26 protein-coding genes and 1 tRNA gene are annotated in these 26249 nt (G+C 43.4%); 10 read left to right on the top strand and 17 right to left on the bottom strand.

Annotation, left to right across the window (positions count from 1 at the left end; translation table 11 throughout):
* Positions 1–137: 137 nt before the first annotated feature.
* Complete coding sequence (yejK, locus tag FE810_RS05565) at positions 138–1175, bottom strand: nucleoid-associated protein YejK (RefSeq protein ID WP_138319063.1); 1038 nt, start codon at positions 1173–1175, stop codon at positions 138–140.
* A 76-nt stretch (positions 1176–1251) separates the two neighbouring features.
* On the opposite strand from yejK, the gene FE810_RS05560 reads away from it, so the two are divergent.
* The 3 genes from FE810_RS05560 to FE810_RS05550 all read left to right on the top strand — a co-directional run bounded on the left by FE810_RS05560 (position 1252) and on the right by FE810_RS05550 (position 3397).
* Positions 1252–1473, top strand: a complete 222-nt coding sequence (locus FE810_RS05560) for a YejL family protein (RefSeq protein WP_138319062.1) — start codon at positions 1252–1254, stop codon at positions 1471–1473.
* 21 nt (positions 1474–1494) lie between these two features.
* A complete protein-coding gene (locus FE810_RS05555; protein WP_138319061.1) occupies positions 1495–3171 on the top strand; it encodes a DUF3413 domain-containing protein in 1677 nt (558 codons plus the stop codon).
* Between the two features lie 149 nt (positions 3172–3320).
* A tRNA-Pro gene (locus FE810_RS05550) sits at positions 3321–3397 on the top strand.
* A 224-nt stretch (positions 3398–3621) separates the two neighbouring features.
* Here the strand turns inward: FE810_RS05550 and FE810_RS05545 are convergent.
* Positions 3622–4554 (bottom strand): alpha/beta hydrolase, encoded by a 933-nt coding sequence (locus tag FE810_RS05545; protein WP_138319060.1) that lies wholly within the window; start codon positions 4552–4554, stop codon positions 3622–3624.
* Positions 4551–5501 carry an alpha/beta fold hydrolase gene (locus tag FE810_RS05540; RefSeq protein WP_171022272.1) on the bottom strand — a complete coding sequence of 317 codons (951 nt, stop codon included), beginning with the start codon at positions 5499–5501 and terminating at the stop codon, positions 4551–4553. The genes FE810_RS05545 and FE810_RS05540 overlap by 4 nt, the downstream gene beginning before the upstream one ends.
* A gap of 335 nt (positions 5502–5836) precedes the next feature.
* On the opposite strand from FE810_RS05540, the gene FE810_RS05535 reads away from it, so the two are divergent.
* Together FE810_RS05535 and pepE are read left to right on the top strand one after the other, a co-directional pair.
* Positions 5837–6244, top strand: a complete 408-nt coding sequence (locus FE810_RS05535; RefSeq protein WP_138319058.1) for a type II toxin-antitoxin system HicB family antitoxin — start codon at positions 5837–5839, stop codon at positions 6242–6244.
* 8 nt (positions 6245–6252) lie between these two features.
* Entirely contained in the window at positions 6253–6954 is a 702-nt protein-coding gene (gene pepE / locus FE810_RS05530; RefSeq protein ID WP_138319057.1) for a dipeptidase PepE, read from the top strand.
* Between the two features lie 114 nt (positions 6955–7068).
* On the opposite strand, the gene FE810_RS05525 is transcribed toward pepE, so the two are convergent.
* The 5 genes from FE810_RS05525 to bioB form a co-directional block, all read right to left on the bottom strand.
* Positions 7069–7488, bottom strand: a complete 420-nt coding sequence (locus FE810_RS05525; protein WP_138319056.1) for a hypothetical protein — start codon at positions 7486–7488, stop codon at positions 7069–7071.
* A 147-nt stretch (positions 7489–7635) separates the two neighbouring features.
* Entirely contained in the window at positions 7636–8343 is a 708-nt protein-coding gene (gene bioD, locus FE810_RS05520; protein WP_138319055.1) for a dethiobiotin synthase, read from the bottom strand.
* 6 nt (positions 8344–8349) lie between these two features.
* Positions 8350–9183: a malonyl-ACP O-methyltransferase BioC gene (bioC, locus tag FE810_RS05515; RefSeq protein WP_138319054.1), complete on the bottom strand. Its 834-nt coding sequence runs from the start codon at positions 9181–9183 to the stop codon at positions 8350–8352.
* Positions 9177–10352 (bottom strand): aminotransferase class I/II-fold pyridoxal phosphate-dependent enzyme, encoded by a 1176-nt coding sequence (locus tag FE810_RS05510; protein WP_138319053.1) that lies wholly within the window; start codon positions 10350–10352, stop codon positions 9177–9179. Before FE810_RS05510 ends, bioC begins: the two co-directional genes overlap by 7 nt.
* Positions 10353–10366: 14 nt before the next feature.
* Positions 10367–11446, bottom strand: a complete 1080-nt coding sequence (bioB, locus tag FE810_RS05505; RefSeq protein WP_138319052.1) for a biotin synthase BioB — start codon at positions 11444–11446, stop codon at positions 10367–10369.
* Between the two features lie 126 nt (positions 11447–11572).
* Between bioB and bioA the strand changes: the two genes are divergently transcribed.
* The gene (gene bioA / locus FE810_RS05500) at positions 11573–12868 is read left to right on the top strand and encodes an adenosylmethionine--8-amino-7-oxononanoate transaminase (RefSeq protein ID WP_138319051.1); all 1296 of its coding nucleotides are present in this window, start codon (positions 11573–11575) and stop codon (positions 12866–12868) included.
* Positions 12869–13157: 289 nt separating this feature from the next.
* The gene (gene asnS, locus FE810_RS05495; RefSeq protein WP_138319050.1) at positions 13158–14558 is read left to right on the top strand and encodes an asparagine--tRNA ligase; all 1401 of its coding nucleotides are present in this window, start codon (positions 13158–13160) and stop codon (positions 14556–14558) included.
* A 99-nt stretch (positions 14559–14657) separates the two neighbouring features.
* Here asnS and FE810_RS05490 read toward each other — a convergent pair whose 3' ends face one another.
* Positions 14658–15209 carry an NAD(P)H nitroreductase gene (locus FE810_RS05490; protein ID WP_138319049.1) on the bottom strand — a complete coding sequence of 184 codons (552 nt, stop codon included), beginning with the start codon at positions 15207–15209 and terminating at the stop codon, positions 14658–14660.
* 223 nt (positions 15210–15432) lie between these two features.
* On the opposite strand from FE810_RS05490, the gene FE810_RS05485 reads away from it, so the two are divergent.
* On the top strand, positions 15433–15714 hold the full coding sequence (locus FE810_RS05485) for a hypothetical protein (protein ID WP_138319048.1): 282 nt from the start codon (positions 15433–15435) through the stop codon (positions 15712–15714).
* Between the two features lie 83 nt (positions 15715–15797).
* Here FE810_RS05485 and FE810_RS05480 read toward each other — a convergent pair whose 3' ends face one another.
* Together FE810_RS05480 and FE810_RS05475 are read right to left on the bottom strand one after the other, a co-directional pair.
* Positions 15798–16589: a PhzF family phenazine biosynthesis protein gene (locus tag FE810_RS05480; protein WP_138319047.1), complete on the bottom strand. Its 792-nt coding sequence runs from the start codon at positions 16587–16589 to the stop codon at positions 15798–15800.
* 246 nt (positions 16590–16835) lie between these two features.
* Positions 16836–17525 carry an HvfX family Cu-binding RiPP maturation protein gene (locus FE810_RS05475; RefSeq protein WP_138319046.1) on the bottom strand — a complete coding sequence of 230 codons (690 nt, stop codon included), beginning with the start codon at positions 17523–17525 and terminating at the stop codon, positions 16836–16838.
* Between the two features lie 287 nt (positions 17526–17812).
* Here FE810_RS05475 and sppA point away from each other — a divergent pair, with 287 nt between their 5' ends.
* Both sppA and ansA read left to right on the top strand, forming a co-directional pair.
* Positions 17813–19684 (top strand): signal peptide peptidase SppA, encoded by a 1872-nt coding sequence (sppA, locus tag FE810_RS05470; RefSeq protein WP_138319045.1) that lies wholly within the window; start codon positions 17813–17815, stop codon positions 19682–19684.
* Positions 19685–19719: 35 nt separating this feature from the next.
* The gene (ansA, locus tag FE810_RS05465; RefSeq protein ID WP_246036919.1) at positions 19720–20757 is read left to right on the top strand and encodes an asparaginase; all 1038 of its coding nucleotides are present in this window, start codon (positions 19720–19722) and stop codon (positions 20755–20757) included.
* Here ansA and FE810_RS05460 read toward each other — a convergent pair.
* The 6 genes from FE810_RS05460 to FE810_RS05435 form a co-directional block, all read right to left on the bottom strand.
* Entirely contained in the window at positions 20754–21410 is a 657-nt protein-coding gene (locus FE810_RS05460; protein ID WP_138319044.1) for a biosynthetic peptidoglycan transglycosylase, read from the bottom strand. The two genes, ansA and FE810_RS05460, sit on opposite strands and share 4 nt — an antisense overlap.
* Positions 21411–21413: 3 nt before the next feature.
* Positions 21414–21851 carry a nuclear transport factor 2 family protein gene (locus tag FE810_RS05455; RefSeq protein ID WP_138319043.1) on the bottom strand — a complete coding sequence of 146 codons (438 nt, stop codon included), beginning with the start codon at positions 21849–21851 and terminating at the stop codon, positions 21414–21416.
* Positions 21848–23266: an amidohydrolase family protein gene (locus FE810_RS05450; protein WP_138319042.1), complete on the bottom strand. Its 1419-nt coding sequence runs from the start codon at positions 23264–23266 to the stop codon at positions 21848–21850. Before FE810_RS05450 ends, FE810_RS05455 begins: the two co-directional genes overlap by 4 nt.
* A gap of 498 nt (positions 23267–23764) precedes the next feature.
* Entirely contained in the window at positions 23765–24100 is a 336-nt protein-coding gene (locus FE810_RS05445) for a zinc ribbon domain-containing protein YjdM (protein ID WP_138319041.1), read from the bottom strand.
* Between the two features lie 365 nt (positions 24101–24465).
* The gene (locus FE810_RS05440; protein WP_138319040.1) at positions 24466–24894 is read right to left on the bottom strand and encodes a hypothetical protein; all 429 of its coding nucleotides are present in this window, start codon (positions 24892–24894) and stop codon (positions 24466–24468) included.
* A 221-nt stretch (positions 24895–25115) separates the two neighbouring features.
* Entirely contained in the window at positions 25116–26195 is a 1080-nt protein-coding gene (locus tag FE810_RS05435; RefSeq protein ID WP_138319039.1) for a transporter family protein, read from the bottom strand.
* Positions 26196–26249 lie beyond the last annotated feature (54 nt).

Here is a 26249-nt window from a genome sequence, read left to right as displayed (position 1 = left end):
CGTATTGCTTTAAATATGCCAATCAAAGTTTTGCGTGTGTCATGAAATGCCAATTGTAAATTCACGTTTCGCGTCGACAAACATTGGTTAACTATAGTTGAGAAAAATACCGCGGCGCAGCAGCCAATGTCTGAGTTCTATTGTTCTTCGCTGGATAACAGCTTTAACAATTGCTCTTTAAGATTTGGCGGTACGCGATGAATCGTCAGTGATTCATTGGCAGGATTATACACTACATCCTGACCAAAGTGACTACGTTCAAAGCTAATACTGATACCAGCTCCATAGCCCGAGTATTTAGTCGCTTTGTTAATGGTTGCCTGATCATGAGGGAAAGACTCTTCCAGCGGGTAGTCGTTATCCTGGCAAAATTGATAAAACGCATCACCATTATCTTCATTGGGTAGTGATTGTGATAATTCCTGCAGTTTTACATCCTGGCCGAGAGTCTGTTGTTCTTTACAATAACTGAGCATCTCTTTACGAGTCTGTTGCTTTTCTTCAGCGTCCAATTGCTGCACGTTGACAAACTCTTCCACGGCACTGATCAGTACCTGGCTTTGACGTTTCGGGTCAATACCTTCTTCGCAACCTAAAAAGTCGAGAAAGAAATCTGCAACTTTGCGACCAGCGCGACCTTTAATAAATGAGATGTAGCGCAATTTTTCAGCATTGTCGGCATAATCGAATAAATCGATACGAACCGCTAACTGAAGTTTTGAACTATCGATATGCTGATCGGATGAAATATTGAGCTCGCCATCTACATAAAAATGTTCGGTAACCGGCAGCATCGCCACTAACAGATAACGGCCGGAAAGCATTTCATAATGACAGGTTAGCAAATAGCCCGTTTCCGCCATATCGTATTTTTCCAGCTCGGCTGCAAGGCCAGAACTGACCCGATCGCAAAAATCATTAAAATCTAACTGCTCATTTAAGTAATCATCAAAGCTGTGATGAAACGGCTTTAGCTCCGAAGGTTCCTGATTTTCTTTAAAACCGCCATAAGCTTTCGAGCCTTTGGCGTTATAAATCGTATGCAGATCTTCAATGAAGGCGTTGATTTTTGGAGTGATTGCAACCGGTGCATCACCTGTGGTGATCGTTACCTGAGGATCATTCTCAGGTTTTGCGACAAAGCGCAAATCAATTTTATTAATAATTAAACTCATGGTCCACGTCAGTTTTATCTTGTAGAAGCTTTTGATAAACTAAAATTAATTTCAAATTCATCAATTTTGTAAAATAATGCCTATTGTATCTAAGTATTCGAATGAACGTGTAGAAAAAATTGTCCAAAGTTTGTTGGACACACTTGTTGAACAGGAAGTTTCGACGGATCTGGCGCTTATGTGTCTGGGTAATAGCCTGTCGACGATTATTAATAATCAAGTTCCCGCAGACAAGCGAAAAGCGATAACGGACAACTTCTGTCAGGCTCTAACACAGTCTGTTTCTGACCAAAAATAATAATAAATAGAAGCTACTAATATGGTTAGCACCGAAAGTACAACTTACAGTAAACGATTATTGCAGCTCATTAGTTGGGGCCACTGGTTCACATTCTTTAATGTGATTGCCGCGATTGCGATATCCATTACCTATCTGATCGTGGAAGGTTCGCCGGATGGAATTGTGGCAACAATCTATATGTTGACCACCTGGATTAGTCACATGGCTTTTCTTACCTTTTTAGGGTTCGTCCTGCTGGTATTTCCACTCACCTTGTTGTTTCCTCGAATACGCTTTATTCGCGGTGCGGCGTCGATAATATTTACTCTGGTGCTTACCCTGCTGGTCATCGACAGCATTAGCTACAGTCAGTTAGGCTATCATCTGAATCTCGACAGTAGTGGTAAAATCTTAAGCTTATTAAAAGATCAGTTTCGAGACTATCAGATCCCGTTTTACTGGATTGTCGGTGTTTCTTTATTGGCGATATTAGCATTTGAACTGGTGATCAGTAATTACTCCTGGAAGCATCTGAAACAATTACAACAAAAAACCATTGGACGCTACTTTACTCTGGTTTGGGTAACGGCTTTTTTTATCAGCCACTTAACCCACATCTGGGCGGACGCGCGGTTAGAATACAGTGTCTTGCGCCAAGATAATATGTTGCCATTGTCCTATCCTACGACCGCGAAAACCTTGCTAACCAAATATTCACTGGTAAACGAAGAAGGCTATATTAATCAACGTAATCAACCGATGGCGTTTAGTGTTGATGTCCCAGAATATCCAACGTTGGATAACCAATGTCGCGATCTGCCAGCTGTTGATCGTTCGGTATTTATGCTATTGAATGATACCCCGCTAACGAGCAAGCTTTCCAAACGTCTGTTAAGGCGTTCTGCGGAAGGCGGTACTATGGTGACCAACCAAGTGGATGCATCAACCACCAATGATGCTTGGTTTAATTTGTTATACAGTCTGCCAAGTGTTTACAAAACGGGCATTGTTGATCAACAAAAATCGCCTGTACTGTTTCAAGTGTTAGCGGCAAATCAATTAAATACATCCTTGGCAATCATTGGCGAAGACGTGAAAACATTGCCAATCTGGCTAAGTGATTTATTTACCCAGACCCACTACTTTGCCGATATTTCGTCATTTGTGACCGCCAAAAAGCTCAACAACCTGCCTATTGGTTTCTATGTGTTTTATTTCGCTGAAGCTGGGGATTATCAATTTTCGTTATTTAGTGACGCTTTACTGCTAGCGCAGGAACAAAAAAGCGAGCAGGATATTATTCTGGTCAGTTCATTGGGTAATAAGTCCAATGCGTCTCGTTTTACCTCAAAACCAGGAGTTGTTATGTGGCCGCAACGTTCGAGTGATGCAATTACTGAACTGGCGTCGCATATGGACATTCAGCCAACGTTGATGAAGCGCTGGTTAAATTGTGATCTTGATAGAAAGTCTTATTCTAACGGCCGAGATTTATTTGATTTGCCGGCTGATCGGGTGTTGGCAAACACACTCGAAGACGGAATCGTTATTTTTCAAAAAGATAAAACGGTATTTGTCGATGACAAGGGCAACTTTGAATCCTTCTCAAACCAGTTAGACACGGTACTTTCAGAATCCGATGATTTTCCTCGTTTGATTGAAGGCGTTAAATTTATCAATCAATTTAGCGAAACTAACAAATCGAACCCACCGTAATAAACGTGATTGTGACTTTACTTCGCGTTTATTATGCATTTAATTGGGGTTAACAAATCCTATACGGATAATAAATAAGCGTTTGCACACAATGATGCATTTATTGTTTGCATTCATAAGGAATATCATTAACATAGCAAACCATGATTCGGGGTGTAGCGCAGTCTGGTAGCGCGTGCGTCTGGGGGACGTGAGGTCGCAGGTTCAAGTCCTGCCATCCCGACCATATTTAGATTAAAGGCTCGCAATTGCGGGCCTTTGTCGTATCTGGGCCTTTGTCGTACAGTACATTTTACTGGCAGGTGATAATTTCAATGGTTCTGAATTAGCACCGATATCAAGCCGATATCGTATACGGCTTCGTTCTTATAACCATTGCTTTGACGTGTGTTTCAACAAACTGCGATTGTTATTATCCATTCCGTGTTATTTTGCACGATTGCAAACCTTCTATTGACCCAGTAAAAAGGTTAATGGCACATTTAATCGCTTTCGCCAGGCATTTTCAGAATGCGCATCGCCGGGATACACATGGGTTTGCCAATTTTTTTGGGTATAGCCATTTTTCACCATAATTTTATCGACTTCTTTTTGTAAATCCGGGTACATCGCATCCAGCGTTTGATCACCATGATCAAAGTAGATTTTATGACTATTTGGTGATGGCAAGTGACCATCGAGGTATTGGTAGAATGCTAACGGGATTGGATTGTTTGTCATGGTGAAAATACCGGGCCAATGGGTAGACAAACAGGCTGCGCCACCAAAGACCGATGGGTATTCCATCATTGCATAAGCAGAAATCAAACCGCCCATGCTTGAGCCCATGACAAAGGTGTTGTCTTTGTCGGTGTGAACACTGTACGTTTTGTCGATGTATGGTTTTAATTCATACACCAAAAATTTAAGGTATTGATCGGAGATTACCTGGTTTGAAAAAACGCTGTTACCGTTCTGTCGAGCGGCTTTATAAATTCTTTGTTTATCGTTTTCGGTAAGACTTTCAAATGGCTTTTGAGGAAAGTATTCGCTGTGACGTAGGTCTTTAATATTATCAATGCCGACAACAATAAAAGGTCGTATTTTTTTTTCTTTGATCAGCGCAGTTGCCGTTTCGTCTACGCCCCACTCCTGTTTGTTCCATGTGGTATTGCTGTCAAACAGCATCTGCCCATCATGCATGTATAACACCGCATACTTGGTGTCTTGGCTATACCCTTCGGGCTTCCACACCTGAACCCTGCGGCTCTTTACATAGTTCGAGCTAAATGCCTCGACGGTATCGAGCGAACCACTGGCGACCCTATCCCCGGCATTGCTAACAGCGGGCAAGAAAATTGCTGTCGCGAGTAAAACGACTGAATAGAAAGAAAGTTTGTTCATAGACTTGAACGGGTCTCGTTTTGATTATCAGAAGACAACAAAAATTCAGCAATAAGCGGGTTTACTTCGTTGGCCCGTTCAAAATGCAGTGCGTGTCCGGCATTACTAATTGTAATACTTTTATTGGTTTTACCTAGCGCATCAGAGACCAAACTTTGATTCTTAATGTCAAAAACTTTATCTTCCGCGCCCCATAACAACATACTTTCAATACTAAATTGATCAATGGCCCTAAAATCCGCCATGGGATCTGTCTGTAAAAAATCTCTTGCGGTGGCTAACAACGCAAAGCGAAAACCTTCATATTGCATCTGGCTTTTATATTTTTCATTCCAAAGAGGATAATTATCTGGCTCTACAAAATCCTCTGACTGTGAATCGGCCATCGATGGCACCACAAAACCATAAGCAATGTAGTCGCCTAGCAAAGGATATTTCAAAGGACCTATGTCGATGGGTTGATGAAATGGCGCCAACAATACCACCTTACTGACTTTATGAGGAAATTCGGATGTGTAGCCACCGACGATGGCTGCGCCCATCGATAAACCAACCAAGCTTACCTTATCATTGATATTTAATTCGATGAGCAATTCATTGAGTTGACGAATAAATAAGCCTCGGTCATAGCGGCTATGATCTCGTGAAGAGTAACCTCGCCCATAAAGGTCAAACGTTAACACTCGAAACCCGCTTGCAACCAAATAGGGAACCGTATTATCCCAAGTATAGGATGGCACGCTAAATCCATGTATGAGTATCACTAGCGGATCTTGTTCTTTCCCAAACAGTTGATAATGGGTGAAACCACTTTGCGTTTGGGCAATTTTACCACCGGAAGAAATTTCAGCAGGTTTAAGCACCAGTCGTTCTTCATTCAACCAAAATGGCAGGGTCAATAACCCCATAAAAATTACTACCAAAGTTATCCACAAAAATCGTTTCATGATCATTCTTCATTCCGTGTTTTAAATTTAATTTATCAAATCCGCAATAAATAGCAAATCTCGTCAGCGAGATCCCTTGCCATGCCCTGTTCGCGCTTGCTTTGCGCACCTAGGTGTTTGGGTTGTACGTATTGGAGTTATTCAGTGATAATTAGGATCCTTTCCGATCCTTCGTTTAAGTTCCCGCCTAAAAATAAGCGGTTATACACATAGTACGCACTCACTTGGGGTTGTCGGAGTTATTGTGTCGGTACCTATGGAGTTATAAGAGTTATATTGAATCAAAGGGCGAGAGTTGTTAGAGTTATCAATATTTTGCAATAAAAGGCAACATTATGCGTTATCCCATTGTTTTGCTGTATTTGAATCAAGAACAAAAGTACCTTATTCAAGTACCGGATATCCCAGGCTGTCAATGCTATGCTTCATCGATGGATAAGGGGCTTGACGACATACTCTTTGCGATTGAAGATCATCTGACATTGATGGCGGAATACGGACAGTCGATCCCTACCCCACAATCGTTTGAAACCCATGTCGGAAAACATGACTTTCGAGGCGGTATCTGGGCAATTGTCGATATCGACATAACCCCATTTCTGGGCAAGAGTCACAAGATTAATGTTACCTTGCCAGAACTACTGATTAAAAAAATTGATAGTCAGGTAGCAACGAACCCCGAATATAAAACTCGATCGGGCTTCCTCGCAAAAGCTGCCATTAATGAATTACAGAAAACTTAAGGTTTACTATGTGCGCAAAACTACTGCTTTTAAGCAGTTCAAGAGTTGGTTCATCGGATTATCTGCAACACGCCTTGGATTGGATTAAAGATCACCTTCAACAGCACGATGAACTTTTATTTATTCCTTATGCCGGTGTTTCGGTTAGCTATGATCAATACACACAAATGGTACGAACGGCGCTAAAACCGTTAGGAATAAAAGTGATTGGCATCCATCAAACCGAAAACTCCAGGCAGGCAGTCATGGATGCAAAAGCAATCGCTGTGGGTGGTGGTAATACATTTCACCTGCTACATCAGCTATATGAAAACGATTTAATTGCGGCCATTCAGCAAAGGGTAAAACTGGGAACGCCTTATATTGGCTGGAGTGCAGGATCGAACGTGGCAGGGCTAAGTATTCGTACAACAAATGATATGCCAATTATTGAACCGCCAAGTTTTGATGCTTTGCAATTATTACCGGTGCAAATCAACCCCCATTACACCGATTACATCGCACCTGGACACAATGGTGAAACCCGTGAACAGCGATTACAGGAGTTTATGGTCGTTGACCCGAACACATCGATTTTAGGGATTGTTGAAGGAACGGCGTTAAAATTAGAACAAAGTAAACTGACTCTTTTGGGGAACGAAAACGGTTGGCATTTTAAAGGTGGTAATAAACTAGAGTTAGTTGCTGGCGCCGCGATTGCCGATGTTTAAGGCCCGTTGCCAGCAAACCAGAATTGACCAACAAAACAAAGCAAAACACAACAAAAAACGACACGATTTACTGCGTCTTCAATCCAGCCTGGAGAGTAAAACCGATTTCAATGGTTACATATCTTCGGTGATTTTAACGATCTTTAACTTGTCACCCTGTTGCTCGATATCATACACGCCCCAGGTCTTTACTCGTGTCGCTCGTGAATAAGTCACTATGCTAAATCGGCCGGATGACGGTGACGTGACAACATGGTCATAGCTCCTGACATCCAGATACTTTAAATTCTCTTTATAGGATTTCGCTGGGTACTTCTTCTTTAATCTCGCCATGTATTCGGATTTATTAAACACCATCGACACGCCTTGGGCATTTGAACCCAGATTAATTTCAACGATCAAATCGTCTGCTAAAAAAGGATAAAGATAATCGGGAGACTGGTATGAAAGTTCTTGTAGGTGATAACTAAAGGCTTTGAGTGAGGTTTCCGTTATGGTCTCTGCACGACCATACGATGAACAAAGGCAGGCCATAATCCAAACATGAAAAATGAATATCCATTTCACTTTATTTTGTCGAATGAAAGCCAAAATTTGATGTCGTCCTTGTTAGGGGGATAAGGATTCTAAAGTAGCCATTCATTGGCTACTAAAACCATCCTAATAAAATCCGATACGATGTCAATTATCTTTTTCAAACAGAGCGGACAAAATCACAGATTGCTTGAGGTTTTTTTCGCTGTCGCCAAAGCCAAGCTCGCCCAAAAAAGGCGCGTCGATTGCCGACGTTAAAAATTCCACATTGTCCTGATGATTACGCATTTTTTCAGGCTGTGCCTGATTCGCAATCCAGCCAATAACGTCAATGCCATCTTGAATCATCGCTTGGTAAGTAAGTATCGCATGATTTAAACAACCGAGTTTCATACCAACAACGAAAATCACCGGTATTGATTCGTTTTTAACAAAATCCGATAAGAATTCTTGATTGTTTAAAGGTAAACGCCAACCACCCGCCCCTTCAATTAAACAAATATCGGCGGGGACCTTTTGTGCATCAACAAATGCACTGGTAATACGAGGTACCGTTAAACAGTCGCCCTGCTGCGCCGCGGCAATATGCGGAGCAATCGGTGGTTCGAAAGCAATCGGGTTAATTTGCGACAATGTTTGTCCCGCATTTGCTGCCGCTTTCAAACATAATGCATCCTCGTTTTGCAGTTCACCATTATGCCATTCACAACCTGCAGAAATGGGTTTTAACGCCGAAACGGTTTTACCCGTTTGTACCAGCAACTTAATCAATTTTTCACTGACATAGGTTTTCCCGGCGTCAGTATCGGTCGCCGTAACAAAGACAGTTTGGTTTTTTGGTTGGATATTGGTCATAAAGAATTAACTTGTGGGTTTAGTTAAACAGGCAGTATACAGTTGATATGTGGCATGTATTTGCTCGGATGCCGGATTGGTTTGGGTTTTACCGGCTTCAATTGCCCGATAATGTGTTGTCATACGTTTCCACTTTTCTTTACCCACCAACCCTTTCTGGCGTTTATCTTTGACCAGACTCGCACCAAGATGCTTGAGCTCTCTGGCTAAATGTCTAACGCTCGGATAAGGCAATTCTACCGCTTCTTTATGCGCGAATCGCGAATCAAAACCGACCTGTTGCCACGCCGACTCAACTTGCTCACGGCTCAGATAGTCGATGACATGCTTATCATCATCGACGTTTGCCCAGGCATTCTTAAGTTCCGCGAGGGTACCATCGACCAGAGTCGAAAAAATCAGGTGGCCGCCGGGTTTTAACACCCGATAGACTTCACTCAGTGCAACACTTAACGGTTGTGTCCACTGTAAAACCAGGTTTGAAAAAATAATGTCGTTCGATGCGGATGACATTGGCAGAGCATGAGCATCGCCTTTTACCCATTGAATGGCGTTATCACCATAGTCTCGCTGTTTCGCAAACGCGATCATGTCACTGGATAAATCCAATGCCGTAATCGCAGTAAAGCGCTGTTGCGCCAATTTTTCAGTAAAATACCCAGTGCCACAACCAAGATCTAAAATACTTAAACCGGCATCATTCACCTGATGCGGTAACTGCCCTAAATATTGACACAACAAGGCACCAGAAAAACGCTGTAATCGAGCATTTTTATCGTAGCTTAGACAGGATTGGCCAAAGGTGTTCGCGATTTTTTCACGGTTTTTTAGGGTTAACATGGTAACCACTCCTTTTCCATTACTTGATTAATACAAGTCGCTAACCCACTAATATCCTTAGGGTTATGGTTCGCACTCAAGGTAACGCGTAACCTTGACTTGCCGGGTTCGACCGTTGGAGGCCGTATCGCTGAAACAATATAGCCCTGTGACCTTAAGGTTTCTGCCACAGCTAAGGTGTTCTCTTCACTGCCCGTGAATATGCCGATCACCGGCGAGTTCGAATCGGTGGTTTTAATATCCGCGGATAATTGTTCAAGAAACATTTGACGTAATTCCTGAAGCTTTTCTCGTCGCCAGTTTTGTTGTTGGCAAATATCGATACTTCTTGATGTTGCCGCGGCATTTGCCGCAGACATTGCGGTGCTGAAAATATATTCACCGCAATAATTTGTTAAGTATTCGATTAATTGCTGCGAACCCGCTATTGCGGCACCGCTTGTTGCCAGTGCTTTGCCAAACGTCACCATTTGCGTCACGTCTGCAGGAACATTAGTAAAAACCTGGCCGGCGCTACCTTGACCTTGTTCACCGATAACGCCGATACCATGGGCATCATCGATATATAGGGCGGCATCATGTTGCTTACAAAGCGCATAGCAAGCTGAAACGTCGGCTCTGTCGCCATCCATACTATAAACGCCCTCAACGGCAACCAGTTTGTTGTCCGCTGTGGTTCTTTGTAAACGTTGGTTCAAATCCAAATAATCATTGTGGTGGAAGCGTTGACAATGCTTGGCAAAGTGAAACATCTGATTTAGCATCGAGGCGTGACTGAGGCGATCGAATAATATAGTCAATTGTCCACTTTTAAGAAGCGCCTGAAACAATCCTGAGTTGGCACTGAAGCCGCTTGAAAATAACAAACAGCGCTCGGCCCCAAGCCATTCACTTAATTGGCGCTCCAGATATTGATGAGCTTGGCTATAGCCGGTGATCAGAGGCGATGAACTACTACTCGAGCCATATTGTTGCAACCCTTGCTGATACGCCTCTATGATTTGCGGATGACCATTCAAGCCAAGATAATCATTACTGGCAAAATTGACCAATGCATGCCGATCCGAATCGACCTTACCAGATGTTTGGTCACTGTGCAGTTTTACCTGACGATAGTGACCTTTATCCCGCTTACGTTGGACTTGCTTGGATAAAAAATCAAATTTCATTGAACGCTTGCTTGTTATGCTTGAGTCGCATCGTAAAACAAATCGGCATTTTCTTGATTAACGATTGCTGTTTGTAACGATTGCTGTTGCTGATACTGTTCTTCTTCTGTTTGGGCGCGACCACGTTCGGTATTGATACCAAGCTTGGCAAACAATTGCATATCGGCATCGGCTTCTGGGTTTGCCGTTGTTAGCAGCTTACAACCGTAGAAGATTGAATTGGCGCCAGCCATAAAGCACAGAGCCTGCATTTGTTCATTCATTGCTTCTCGACCGGCGGATAAACGCACGTGAGATTTTGGCATCATGATCCGGGCAACAGCGATACAACGAACAAACTCAAATGGGTCTAAATCGTCCACATCTCCTAACGGCGTCCCTTCAATTTTCACCAGCATATTAATCGGCACACTGTCTGGCTGCTTGGGCAAGTTAGCCAGTTGCATTAACAGTCCAGCTCGGTCACTTGCCTGTTCTCCAAGACCGACAATGCCGCCACTACAGACTTTCATACCCGCATCGCGAACATTGGTTAAGGTATCTAAACGATCCTGAAAAGTACGGGTGGTAATGATCTGGTTATAATGTTCTTTTGAGGTATCAAGATTGTGGTTGTAATAATCCAGACCGGCTTCTTTTAAGGTTTCAGCTTGATCGGAATTTAACATGCCCAGAGTCATACAGGTTTCTAACCCCAGATCTCGAACACCTTGCACCATTTTAACAATATGCGGCATATCTCGATCTTTAGGGTTTCTCCAACCCGCACCCATACAAAAACGCGTTGAGCCCTGCGATTTGGCAATTTGTGCCGCTTCCAAAACCTTTTCAACTTCCATCAGCTTTTCTTTTTCAATGTCCGTTGAATAACGCGCACTTTGCGAACAATATTTACAATCTTCCGGGCAGGCACCGGTTTTTATAGACAGTAACGTACTGACCTGAACTTCGTTGGGATTGAAATGTTGACGGTGAACGGTTTGTGCTTTGAATAACAAGTCATTAAAAGGCAGATTGAAAAGACCGTTTACTTCGTCTATCGTCCAGTTATTGCGAATGACCGCTACAGAGGTCTGGTTTGCTTGTACTTCCATGAAATTCTCGATTTGCTGATTTTGCCTGGATAGCTCTCATTGCGTGAATTGCAATGTCCAATGAATATCGGTAGTCTAGCCACCGCCCTTTACCTGTCAACATTTAAAAATCCCATTGGTTTACGAATGAACAAAAAATATACAAGTGATATCGAGTTTGATCAGCAACATATCTGGCACCCTTATACTTCCATGACTCAACCTTTGCCAGCCTATAAAGTGGTCAAAGCCAATGGCGTGAGAATAACGCTCGAAAGTGGCGAACAACTTATCGATGGCATGGCTTCCTGGTGGTCGGTCGTTCATGGTTATAACCATCAAGCCATTAATCGGGCGATGCATCAACAAATTGATCAGGTTTCCCATGTCATGTTTGGTGGACTTACCCATCAACCCGCGATTGATTTGTGCCGAAAATTGGTGGCTATGACCCCTGCAAACCTCGACAAAGTATTTCTCGCCGACAGTGGCTCTGTGGCGGTTGAAGTTGCCATAAAAATGGCAATCCAATACTGGCACAGCAAAGGTAAAGCGCAAAAAAATACATTGATGACCGTTAAGGGTGGCTACCACGGCGACACGTTCGCGGCGATGTCGGTGTGCGATCCCGTTAACGGTATGCATCAGCTGTTTCAGGGTTTTATGGCAAAAAGCGTATTTGCACCGCAGCCTAAAAGTCAATTTCACCAATGTTGGGATCACGCAGAAACCGAAGAGTTAGAGCAACTATTTGCGCAGCATCATCAACATTTAGCCGCCTTTATTATCGAACCGATTGTCCAGGGTGCTGGTGGTATGCGCTTTTATCATCCGGAATATTTAAAACAGTGTCGGTTATTGTGTGACAAATACGATGTGCTGCTTATTGCCGATGAAATTGCCACTGGATTTGGTCGAACCGGCAAGTTATTTGCGTTTGAGCATGCCGAGATTAGCCCCGATATTCTGTGTTTAGGTAAAGCCCTTACCGGTGGTTATCTGACGCTAGCAGCGACACTTTGCACCAAAGCCATTGCTGACACAATAAGTTCCGGAGACGCTGGAGTGTTTATGCATGGACCGACGTTTATGGGTAACCCTCTTGCGTGTAGCGCCGCGAATGCAAGCTTATCACTTTTGGCGGAAAATCAATGGCAAACACAAATCATTGACATTGAAACCTGTTTACAGGATCTAAAATCTATCGCCAACCACGACAACGTCGCAGATGTTCGCGTGTTAGGCGCTATCGGCGTCGTGGAAACCAAACAGTCGGTCAATACCGCTGCAATTCAGGCCCATTTTGTCAAAATGGGGGTTTGGATCCGGCCCTTTGGAAAGCTGATTTATATCATGCCGCCCTATGTCATTAGTAAAAACGACTTACAGCAACTAATCGATGCGGTGAAACAGGTTGTCCAGTACCCGGACATTTGGAATTAACCGCGTCATTGCTTTGAAATTATTGGTGATAAATCATCAGGGCGAGCCATAAGACCCCTAAAGCTTCACAAATTTAGCCCTTTTGTTAAAAATTACCGGAATTTATCAAAGTTTTACTTGAGTCTAAATTTCTCACAGGTAACATAGCCAATCCAAGGTCGTTAAGGCGTTTAAAGCTGATGTCAGCAAATATTGTGCTCGGCAGTTATACTAGGTTTGCAAAACCTGAAGCTATGGCGCAAGCGTCCTAAAGATAAAAACGTATTTTGTGTTAATTAAGAGGTTAATAATGTCAGTTCCTGCGATTACTGATGTACTAACGGGTAAACACCCAGTTGGTGAACCAATCACTGTTCAGGGTTGGATCAGAACTCGTCGAGATTCCAAAGCCGGAATCTCTTTTCTCGCTATTCATGATGGATCCTGTTTTGATCCAATTCAGGCTGTCGTGCCTAATGACCTTGAAAATTATCAGAATGATGTATTAAAACTTACCACGGGTAGTTCGGTTAAAGTCACGGGCACGCTCGTTGAATCCCAAGGCAAAGGTCAGTCTTTTGAAATTCAGGCAACCAGGGTCGAAGTACTTGGTTTGGTTGATGATCCGGATACCTATCCGATGGCAGCAAAACGCCATAGTATTGAATTCCTGCGTGAACAGGCTCATCTGCGCCCGCGCACCAATATTGGTGGTGCTGTCACTCGTGTTCGTAATACCCTTGCCCAAGCGGTACATCGCTTCATGCATGAAAAAGGCTATTATTGGATCAGCACGCCATTAATCACCGGCAGTGACTGTGAAGGTGCTGGTGAGATGTTCCGTGTCAGTACGCTTGATATGGAAAACCTACCGCGCGATGACAAAGGTGCTATCGATTATGGACAGGACTTCTTCGGTAAAGAAACCTTTTTAACCGTTTCAGGTCAGCTAAATGTAGAAACTTACTGTTGTGCGTTATCTAAGGTGTATACCTTCGGTCCTACGTTCCGCGCCGAAAATTCCAATACGTCACGCCATTTGGCTGAGTTTTGGATGGTTGAACCGGAAATTGCCTTCGCCGATTTGGGCGATGCTGCGACATTAGCCGAAGAAATGTTGCGCTACGTATTTAAAGCCGTGTTAGAAGAGCGAGCCGATGATATGGCGTTTTTCCAACAACGTGTTGATAAAACCGTGATTGAACGTCTTGAATCTGTTGTAAAAAGTGAATTCGTACGGATGGATTACACCGACGCGATTACTATCTTGCAAAACTGCGGTAAGAAATTTGAAAATCCAGTGTCTTGGGGGGTTGATTTAAACTCAGAGCACGAACGTTATCTTGCCGAAGAGCATGTTGGCGGCCCAGTTGTTCTGCAAAATTATCCAAAAGATATTAAGTCGTTTTACATGCGTTTAAATGACGATGGTAAGACGGTTGCGGCGATGGATATTCTGGCACCTGGCATTGGCGAAATCATTGGCGGTAGCCAACGTGAAGAACGTCTTGATGTACTAGATAACCGTTTAGCTGAAATGGGATTAGATAAAGAAGACTACAGTTGGTATCGCGATCTACGTCGTTACGGTACCGTGCCACACTCTGGTTTTGGATTGGGTTTTGAACGTTTAGTTGCGTACGCAACCGGTATCGCAAACGTTCGCGACGTGATCCCGTTCCCAAGAACACCAAATAGTGCATCCTTCTAAACCGGATTGCGAATAAAGCTATTTTGGCTGACATCAAAAAGGCGCCTTTTATGGCGCCTTTTTCGATCGTGTGTTGCTTACCTGGACGTTGGGTAAGAACTATTCCCAAATCGTCACTCTTTGCTCAAAGTCTTTGCGACGCTTTTCTGGTATTTCTCTGGCGCTGCTGCCTACATACAGAAAGCCGGCGATTTGGTCGCATTCCTTAACTCCTAACGCTTCTTTAACTTCAGGGTACGTGGCGAAATCACCGGTGCGCCACATTCCTTGATAGCCTTGGGCAACACAGGCCATTTGCATAGCATGTAATGCACAACCTGCAGTAATTAGCTGTTCGTGATGAGGAACTTTAGGGTGTTGCTGATAACGGGTCGACACAACAATTATCATTGGCGCGCGAAAAGCCATTTTGGCCGCTTTTTCTATCTTTACCGTGTCTTGTGTGGTGGCGCGCGTAGCTTGCACGAAAGACTCGGTTAATCGGTGCAATCCATCACCGCGGATCACTTTAATATCAAAAGGTGCAAGAGCGCCATGATCGGGAACCGCCATGGCGGCATCGAGTATATTTTCAAGCACCAAGCCGCTGGGCGCCGGCTCGGTAAGATTTGGATTTGAGAAACGTTTTAGAAGCAGTTCCAGAGCAGTCATTTTCGTTGTTGATAGTGTGATTAGAAACTTGAACGCTAAGATAGCACATATCAACGTGGCATGCAGACCTAAACAAAATACCGTATCTTGCAACCGCTCCAATTTATATGGTCTATGCTTACACTATAGGTTAGATTTCGCATTGTTTTATCAGCGCCTGTATTTGCTCTCAAATGCCCGCCGTTAACCACAGGACGTGTCAATTATTAAACAGGTATGAGTTATGATGAGATCCCTCTGTATTGGAATCAGTCTATTTATTTCTTATTGTTCGGTCTGCTTTGCAGTTTCCGAGCATGACTTAACACCATCGAAATTGGTGATGTTGCCAAATGGCCAGATCAAAGCTTTGGTGACCTCGGACATCGAGTCGTCAAAGAAAGTCGAAAAAAGTCTGCAGCAAGGTGAAACCATTAAGCCGAGCTTCTCAAAGCCGGAAATGGACAAAATGATGAGTAAGCTCGAAGGCGATGTCATTAAATTGTTGGAACAATCAAGGCTTTAACGCAGGCGTAAGGCTTTCCATTACAACCCATCAAGCCGATTACCCCTCTAAAATAATAGATATATTGAGAGTCATTGAAATAATTAAACCTCTATCGTCCCGCGCAGGTACAGTTTTGCATAACCGCTGACAATCACTTTTTCCGCCACTACCTGACATTGTAAACTTCCGGTCCGACTCGATAACTGTAGCGCTGACAAGTGTGTTTTATTGAACTCATTCGACCAAAACGGTGCTAATGCCGCATGAATTGAGCCGGTTACCGGATCCTCATCACCACCATTAGCGGGCCAAAAGTATCGTGATACAAAATCGACATTTTCCCCGGGTGCGGTCACCGACACATCAAACGGAGCAAGTTGTTTTAATCTGGCACTGTCATATTGTAAGGTGCGAATATCCTGCTCGCTCGGGTAAACGGCGATATACGCCTGGCGATTTCGCAATACCCGTTGTGGTTTAATCGAAAGCCCGGACATTAGTGCTTCAGGAATGGTTTGCACCGGCTTAGCTAATTGTTCGGGAAACTCCATTTGAATCAATTGATTTGTGGTTTGAGTTATCGAGAACTCCCCTACCGCTTTTGCGAAAAACGTGATCGCAGCATCCATTTTTTCAAAATTAAACAGCACAAACGCCGAGGCCAAACTGGCATGGCCACAAAAGTCGATCTCGCTTAGTGGCGAAAACCAGCGAATATCATAGCGGTTGGCTGCGGATCTTTTGATAAATGCGGTTTCAGAGAGATTATTTTGAGCGGCGATGTTTTGCATCACATCGTCGCTAAGCCATTCCTTTAGCGGAATTACGGCCGCTGGATTACCAGCAAAATCCGAGTCGGTGAATGCATTGACGATATAGATTGGAAGGTTCATAAACCGTGGATTCGAGTACGCAATGTTAAACGATTATAACCACAATCCATGGCGTTACACTAGCGTTTAAAGCACTCACGATCCGCGGTCAGGTTATCAGTGCTTTGTTTGATCAGTGCTTTGCTTTCGAGTATAGCAATCATAATAAATGGGTGATCACCGGTTCAGTGATCACTCATGAGGCGAAACCTGTAAGTCGTAACCTTTGAAGCTAAATCCAAGACGCGAAGCCAGAGAGCATGATTATCAATTACTCGTTGATTCAACGACCGGTTCGGGTTTGTAAAGCCAATGGTCGAGACTAAACCATCGTCCCGGGCCGATAAAAAACAAGGCCAACAGCATCAAAAAATACGTAGCCGAAAATTCAATACCATTGTTGAGTATGGCAATATTGCCTTTACCATAAAGCCATTGAGTATTGCCGTTTTCTTCCAAAATAGACTTCATTCGTCCTAACCGAACCGCCGCCTCTTCGCTATTTTTTAAACTGTCTTCGGCTTCTTCAAAGCCAAACCAGTCTAAAACCTGCGCTGCACTCGTATCTGGATTGGTAGGCGTAATGGCAAACCAGCCATTTTCCAAATGAACGGATGTTGCCGCGACAAACATGGTTACCATCAAAGGTATGGAAATTAATCGAACAGCCAACCCGATGATCAACAACCACCCTCCAAAAAATTCAGTCCAGGCCGCTAGATTCGCAAGTACTTCCGGAAATGGCAGGCCCAACCCCCATTCCGTGTTGCCAAACCAGGCGATGACATTAGGATCCGCCGTAAATTGTTCGCCAATCGAAAGTTCCGTATTACTTAGCTGTAGTTTGTTATACCCGGCAATGATAAATACCGGCGCCAGAAACAATCGAAGTAATATGGCGGGTATAAAATCGAGTTTCAGGACAAAATTGACAAAAGCTTCATATAATTTAATCATGAGATCCTCATAGGCCAGCGTTAATCATTGAGTAATAACAACATTTTAGTTCATAAAAGCTTTCCCCATGGACTAAATTGTAATAAGTGCATGGCGTAACACGCAAAGCGCGGCATTAACTTAGGGTTCCCATGGTTTTTGATAGGTTTCGCCGTTTGTCAGCACAGGTCTCTCAAAATTGGCAAAGGGAATTGTAACCAATCATAAATAGGTTGATTTGGTTGCAGAATTTTAATTCAATGCATTGTATTATTAACCAATAATCAATCTACAAGACGTGAGGATATATGTCTGATAAACCCGGTATTTTTAAAAGGATATTTTCCAAGTTATGGAAAATCATTAACACATCCCGGATCATTTTTCTGAATCTGGTGTTTTTTCTGTTTGTCATCATTTTCTTTTCAGCATTGTTTGATGACTCTGATAAGGTGGAAGTCCCTGAAACCGCAGCCTTATTGCTCAATCTCAAAGGCGATTTAGTTGAGCAAAAACGCTATGTCGATCCGATGGATAAGCTACTCTCAGAATCTTTAGGCCAGGAAGAAGAACGACCTGAAATTTTGGTCTCAGATGTGATCAATGTCCTTGAAACTGCAAAAAATGACGACAGGATCCAAACCTTAGTTATTTATCCGCAAAATCTGATGAGCGCGGGTCTTCATCATTTACAATTGATTGGCCAGGCCATTACCGACTTTAAAGAATCCGGTAAAGAAGTTGTATCGTTTGGCGACTACTATAGCCAGGGACAGTATTATCTGGCGGCAAGTGCCGATAAAGTTTGGATGAATCCAAACGGCATGATGTTGTTGGAAGGTTTTGGACGTTATCGAGTCTACTTTAAAGAAGCGCTGGATAAATTGAAGATTACCCAGCATGTATTCAAAGTCGGCACCTACAAATCGGCGGTCGAGCCTTATATTCGTGACGATATGTCAGATGCCGCAAAAGAAGCGAACAAAGCCTGGTTAGATCAACTTTGGTCGAATTATAAACGAGACATTGCCAATTTCCGTGATTTAGATGCCAATGAGTTCGACGAGAAAGCAGGACAACTTCTGGAAAAACTGGAACAATCCGAAGGCAGTTTTGCCGAGTATGCATTACGTGCCGGTTTTGTCGATGAGTTACGTACACGCGAAGAAATTCGCAAAGATATGATCGAGCGCGTCGGTAAGAGTGAAAATCACGCTTCTTTCCGCCAGATTAATTTTAAAGATTATCTCAAGGCCACCAAGAATCCGTTCCCTGTAGAAAACCCGGCCAGCGATAAAGTGGCCGTTGTTGTCGCCAAAGGCACCATCTTAAATGGTCATCAAAAGCCAGGAACGATTGGCGGCGACAGCACCGCGAAGTTGCTGCGTAAAGCCCGTTTAAACAAACAGGTTAAGGCCGTTGTATTACGCGTAGACAGCCCCGGTGGTAGCGCATTTGCGTCAGAATTAATTCGTCAGGAAGTTGAATTACTTAAGGCCGCAGGCAAACCCGTTGTTGCGTCAATGGCGAATTATGCTGCATCCGGTGGCTATTGGATTTCCGCGTCTGCCAATGAAATCTGGGCTTCAGAAAACACCATTACCGGTTCAATCGGTATTTTTGGCATGTTTATGACATTCGAAAAATCATTGGCTGAGATCGGCGTTCATACCGATGGTATCGGTACTACAGATTTCGCCGGACTGAGCCCTACCCAAAAATTGAATCCACAAATCGGTGCGATCATTCAAACCAGTATTGATCGTGGATATCAAGACTTCCTGACCTTGGTTGCGGAAAATCGTGACATGACAACCGAAGAAGTAGACAAAATTGCTCAGGGTCGGGTGTGGACCGGCGCGAAGGCAAAAGAGTTAGGCTTAGTCGATGAGTTAGGTAATTTAGACGACGCGGTTGCCGCAGCGGCGAAACTGGCCAGTTTAAAGCAATACGACACCAAGCTTATCGAAAGGGAGTTATCGCCTAAAGATTTGTTTTTACAAAATCTTCTGGACAATGCACAGGCCTTCTTACCGGAAGCTTCTGCAGACCAGTCTTTTGAAGGTAACCAGGCGCTGCAAAATGTAATAAATCAATTGATGATCGAGTTTGAACGAGTAAATCAGCTCAATGATCCCAAAGGTATTTATTCTTTTTGTTTGACTTGCGAAATTAATTAATTATCTTATGCCCCGGTTAACCGGGGCTTTTTTTTATGACACAAACAATGCAATCAGCAAATCATCGTAAACGCATCTACATTGCCTATACCGGCGGTACCATAGGTATGAAGGCAAGCGATAGTGGTTATATTCCGGTGAAAAAACACCTGACCGAATCGATCGCGAAAATGCCAGAATTTTTCCGCAGTGAGATGCCTGAATTTACCATCAATGAATATCATCCTCTAATTGACTCCTCCGATATGACGCCAAGTGATTGGCAACGGATCGCAGATGACATCCAGAACAACTATGCCGATTATGATGGTTTTGTGGTGTTACATGGCACCGATACCATGGCATATACCAGCTCTGCGTTATCTTTTATGCTTGAAGATTTAACAAAACCGGTGATCGTAACCGGTTCGCAAATCCCATTGACCGAGTTGCGTTCCGATGGTCAGGAAAACCTGCTAAATGCACTGTTTATTGCCGCCAACTATCCGATAAATGAAGTTGGTTTATTTTTCTCGAATAAGTTGTATCGAGGTAATCGCAGTATTAAAGCCTATGCGGATGGGTTTGATGCATTTGATTCGCCCAATATGCCGCCATTGTTGGAAGCGGGTATCAATATTAAGGTTATCGCTGGTACCGTACATGAAAGCCAGTCGCAGACATTGACCGTCAGTAACATCACCGAGCAACCCGTCGGCGTCGTCCATCTGTATCCGGGGATCTCGGCAAAATTGGTGGAAAACGTATTGCAACAGCCTGTAAAAGCGTTGATTTTATTGAGTTATGGTGTCGGTAATGCGCCACAAAACCCCGCGTTATTAGCGCAATTTGAACAAGCTCGGAAAAATGGCATTTTGATCGTCAACTGTAGCCAATGTATAAAAGGTCGAGTCAACATGGGCGGCTATGCCACGGGTAATGCACTAAGTAAATGTGGGGTCATGTCAGGTGCAGATATGACCCTGGAAGCGGCATTAACCAAGCTTCACTATTTGCTCAGCAAAGGGCTAAGTCTCGAAGAACTCCGCAAGCGGATGACCAGCAGTTTACGAGGCGAATTGACTGAGGGTTAGATTGCTTGCTGGTAATAGATATCGGATACCTCCTGCGGTACATATTCTCCCGATAATAGCTTTTGTATGCGTTTCACCCTCTCTTCATTCAATTCTGGTTTGGTTTTTATATTGAAACCGTTCGGTGCAACCACCATCGCTACTAAAGCCAGATATTGTTCGTCGCTAAGCTGTGCAAATGTGGTATTGAAATAGACATTTGCCGCTTGTTCAAAACCATAAATGGCTTTGCCATTAACGTGACCTAGGTAGGCAGTATTGAGGAATAAATTGAGTTGCTCTTCTTTGCTAAAAAACTTATCTAAAACGAACACCGCGATTAAAGACTGTTCGATTTTTGCAAAACCTGGGATAAATTTTTCAAAATACAGCTTTTTACAAAGCGCCTGACTGATCGTCGTTAAACCCGCGCCGGGGGTGTTCAAATCCACACCGTTATGGTCAAAAAAACTTGGATCTTCCACACTCAACAGCATGTTGATCCTTTCAGCAGGTACATCATCGAACTTAATCGTTATCACCTGCTCGTTTAACCAATGTTTTTTAACATCCTGGGTGTTCATATAGGCTTTTAAGACCATAGCCCCTTCATAGGCAGATAACATCAGAACCAAAAATATTGTCATTATAAACAGTTGTTTAATTATCTTCATAAGTTAGCTTTTCGTTGCTGGTTTGCGGACGGGTGTAATAGAGCGGGCCTGAAGTTTCCAACTGCCCTGCTCTTTGATAAACACGCTTAAATAGCGAAACTGCTGCGGAAGTGGATGACCCATAATCGTACCAACCGGGTTGATTGTTCCTGTCAAAATGGCTGTGTCATCATTTATAATAATGCGATCATTGTGAAAGCTGACTTGCGTAACCTTTAAGTTATCTGCCGTTTGCAATACATGTTCTTTGGTTTCTAACAAGCCAATGCCGGCAACCAAAAAATAGTCCTGACGGGTTGCTTCGTCTAACGGTGCTACATTGCCATCTAGCATATACGCCCGCGTTATCTCTTCGTGAAGTTGTATCAGGCTCTTTGAATCATCACTCGCCACAGCCATAGATGACGTAAGTAACCCGATTAAAACTATCCAAACTTTCATTGTTTGACTCTCTCTTGATTCTTTTGTTTGATTTCCTTTAAAGTCCCTTCAATCACCCGTTCGCTTAACCAGTTTCCCCGGGTCATTACGCCAGCGATCGAACGAGTATACGTAATGTCGTTCAATGGATTTTTTTTCAACAGGATCATGTCGGCGGATCTGCCAACGGCAATTTCTCCAAATTCCTGCTCTTTATTGAAGTATTTGGCTGGACCAAGTGTTGCCGCGTAAAGCACTTGCATGGGTGTCATACCAGCTTGCTTCATTAAGTGCATTTCTTCATGTAATGAATCACCGGGTACATTAAAAACCTGAGGGGCATCAGAACCAATTAAAACGATCCCATGATGCTCAACAAACGCTTGAATAAATGTTCTTCGTATTTTTAACAGTTTTTGTATATTGGCGGTGGAATACCAGTCGCTTTGTTGCATAGATGTGCGCGTCTCTTGCCACTGGGCAACCACATTTTCTGGCATTAATTTAATCACGTCTTTTTGCGCGGAAACCGCTGCATTTTGCCAGGACAAAAAACCATACATTAGGGTTTCTGTTGGTACCATAGCAACAGAGGTCTGTGCTAACTCTGCTGCTAAAGGCTCAATCTGTTTCTCATCAATTCCTGCCACCAAGGCGGCGCCGAAAAAACCTGTATCACCTGAAAACTGATAACCTGAGCGCTGTGCCAACTCTTCCATAACGCCATCGAGGTGATCAACGCTTGCCTGACCAGCGTTAATCGAGGCTATGACTCCGACACTGGCACTAACGTGTCCGGCAAAGGGAAACTGTTGCTTTGTTGCTGTACTTGCCATTGCCTGAAACGCTTGTGTACTGAGCCCTGGATGAATCTTAATAAAGTCATACCCCTGCTCTTTTTGGGTCTCGACCATGGATATTGCTTGCGCTTTCGATGTGACGGTATTGCCATTAAAAGATGGGCCAGATGTGATTAGTCGCGGACCATCAATTTGATTGTTGGCAAGTTGTTCTCGCAACTCTAAATGCGATGGATGGCCAAGCATGCCGCGGATTGTCGTGATCCCATAGGCGTTATACAAAAAGAACAGATCCTGCACGTCTGCAGCCGATATTTCATGCGGAGGCACATGGGCGTGCATTTCGGTAAAACCGGGGATCAAATATTGACCCGTACCATCAATCTCTACGGCATCCCGCTGCGAGATATTGTCTTGAATCGCTTTTATTTTGCCATCCGTAACGAGTACATTTGTGGGGGCTAAAAATTTACCTTGCGAAAAAGACAGGATCTGGACGTTTTTGATCAGATAACTTTGATAAGCGAACACTGGTTGCGAGTAACACATCAAAACAAAGGCAAAGGACCCGATAAATAAGCACGTAAATAACCTGGTAAATAGCCACATGCGTTTATTGATGAGTATTTGGATCATTACTTTTCCTAGATGTAACACAGTGCAATTAATACAGAATATGCCATGTCTATCGGTTTCGCACAGAAAAATGCACGATTACAATACGTTGTCACCGTTTTTTACACACAGCGATTGTTAATTCGATGGCGATTAAACAAGTAAAGGCTTTAAACGAAACAGACAAAAAAGCATACGATTTATTTTTTTGGTGGTGTCGGTACGAGGATTTTATTTATGGCGAGCGGCATCGTGAATAGCATGGCAAACTGCGTGATGAAAAGCATCGCCAGGCAATCGAAGTAATGACTGATATCGCAGTTTAGTCGTTACGCCTGGCTCTAGTGTTAGCTGTTTTACTAGCTCTTATGTTAACTCTTATGTTAGCTCTTACGTTCAATTCTTGGGGGCATTTCTCGGTTTCAGAGCGCGCGTTCTCTGACTTTAGAGCTTAGAATTTAGAGCTTGGAATTTTGAGTTCAAAAACCTAAACCAACTGCTTGCCGACTATGGGCAAGATCAGGCTTTTTTGACAAATTTGGCCGTGACCATCATTTCGCCGGCGCCATCGACTTTACAATCAAGTTCATGGTCTTTTTTATCAAGTACGCGTCTAACCAGTGCTTTGGTACCAATTTTGATCACTTGTGAGCTGCCTTTGATTTTGAGATCTTTAATGACGGTTACTTTATCGCCATCCGCGAGCAATGCACCATTCGCATCTTTTACTTTGATGGCTTCTTCATCGGCAACTTCCGCCGGGTTCCATTCATGCGCGCATTCCGGACAAACGAGTTGGCTTTGGTCTTGATAAACATATACTGAGCTGCATTTTGGACAAGGAGGAAGTGACATAATTTACTACTTTTATGAACTGTCAAAGTGTATATGGTAATCAAAAAGGCATTTTTTGGCGAGTAGAATCCTGTTTATTTATCTTAATCCGTTAAGATCTATGGAACATCTTATTGCCACTGTATCTGTCAGCGACTACGTCACCCCTATTTCGTTCATATTCGTCACAGGTAACGTGAAGTATTGCCAACACTCCGGCGCCTGCTCATCGTGATATCAATAGCAAAGGCTGACGTAGTCAGTCTGTTTACCCGAGTAGACCAATTTAGAGCGGCATGTTGCGAATGCAAAACAACGGATACCGAGCAACAGATACCAAGCTTTCACACAACGTTTAAACTCGGTGAAAAAATAGCGAAATAGCGTTAATTAACCGCTTTATCAATCTTTTGGATCAATGCCACAAATACCAACGGCCAGAAGATAATCAAACCTAAATACACGAAAGTACTTAGGCTGACCGAATTGGCATTTAACGGTTCAAAAAACGTCATAACACCACTCGGATCCCACAGGTTTGATTGGCGATTTCCGACAAAATGTACGGCCAATACAACACTCAAAACGGAGACTAACACTATTTGTGATCGGGCATATAAATATGCGCACACAAAAGGCACTATTGCCGCGATCAACACACCAGAATACAGTTTCCAGGGGATTTCCTGATTGTCCATTTGCCCGGCAATCCAGTGCTCAAGCTGTTTCACAACCGGTAATTCAAACGCCATAATTAAATTTGCATAACAATAGCCAATGCACAAACTTAATATCAAAATACGAAATAACTTCATCAACTTTCTTCTTATATTGTTGTTTTTTATCAACTGATCGCAGTAATTAAAACTACCAGTTTTAAAAGACCCGTGTCAAAGTACGAATCTTATCCAGTCTAGAATTTAAAAATGATAGCGATTTTATTAACAGGGCTTTTTAACTTAAAAAACCGGCTAACCCCATATTGTCCGGGGTAACCGGTTAATCAATTAAAAAACACAAGAGGTTAAGCGCACCACTAAAACATATATTGATAACCTAGAGTGAGCATGGAATCCATCGCCATTTGTACGCCATTAACATCTTCATAAAGGGGCAATTCCCATTCCAGTGCAGCCCTATGACCATGGCTGATCACTGTGTTAATCCCCAATCCCAGGTCAATACGCTCAAAACCATAATTATTCGGGTTCGCAGTAGTTACAGGTGCCATGATCAATGCATCAAACCCATCGATATCTTGTTGATGACGATACGTTAGCCGCAAAGACGCGCTAAGTTTTTTCGATAAACGATATCCATACCAGGTTGAAAGCTGCGCTGAATCTCCCCAGCGATAGTCTTCATCATTGTCATTGATGACACTGGTGTACAGCCCTTGTGCGCCCCAGCTCATATTATCGACTTTGCCGGCATACGTTAACCCGGCTTGTAACTGATGGCTGCCGGTTCCTAATTGCATTCCATAAGGTAACCGCATCGGCATGCGCATATTCATCGGCGTCAGAACGTCATCACTAGCTTCAATGTCTCCGATCGGAACAAGCCAATTTACATTTACGTGCAAATGATGAGTATCACCACTAAAAAGCCGATATAAGCCGCCAATACTGCTATCCGTCAAACCCGAACTTTGGGTCGTAAAGCTGCCTAGTTGGGTATCCCCCATCCCACCGGAAAACGTCGTCAAGTCCATCGACTTGTCGAGATAATTTAACATAGCCATTAGGGTCAAATCATCGCTTGGCGAATACATCAAACCGATCATATGCATTTGACTGGTCATTTTTTCCGGAACAACCCGAACAGTAGGCGGTGACATTGGTGGGTTAGCATACGGATTGGCTATCTGAGTGGCAACGTCTTCGGCGCTTATTTCTTGATCGCCCCTTAGCATCCCAGACATGTCCATATGCATAAACCGATATGACATCATCCACTCACCTTGATTATGCATATGAGCGCCCATCACGCCAATTGGCGCTCTGTTTTGGGGTGCCATCATCTCGGCCATATTCGCATAGGCACTATGACAAGCGCTACTGCAAGCCATTAGAACCGCCGAGGCACACAGGCCAACTCTGTTATTTTTTTTCATCATACATCCTTATTTAGTGCTTAATTCAAACAATTACCAGAAGATGCAAGTTCC

Origin of the sequence: Thalassotalea litorea, from assembly GCF_005843925.1 — a bacterium.
Taxonomy (GTDB): domain Bacteria; phylum Pseudomonadota; class Gammaproteobacteria; order Enterobacterales; family Alteromonadaceae; genus Thalassotalea_A; species Thalassotalea_A litorea_A.
This window is presented reverse-complemented; position numbering and strand designations above follow the sequence as displayed.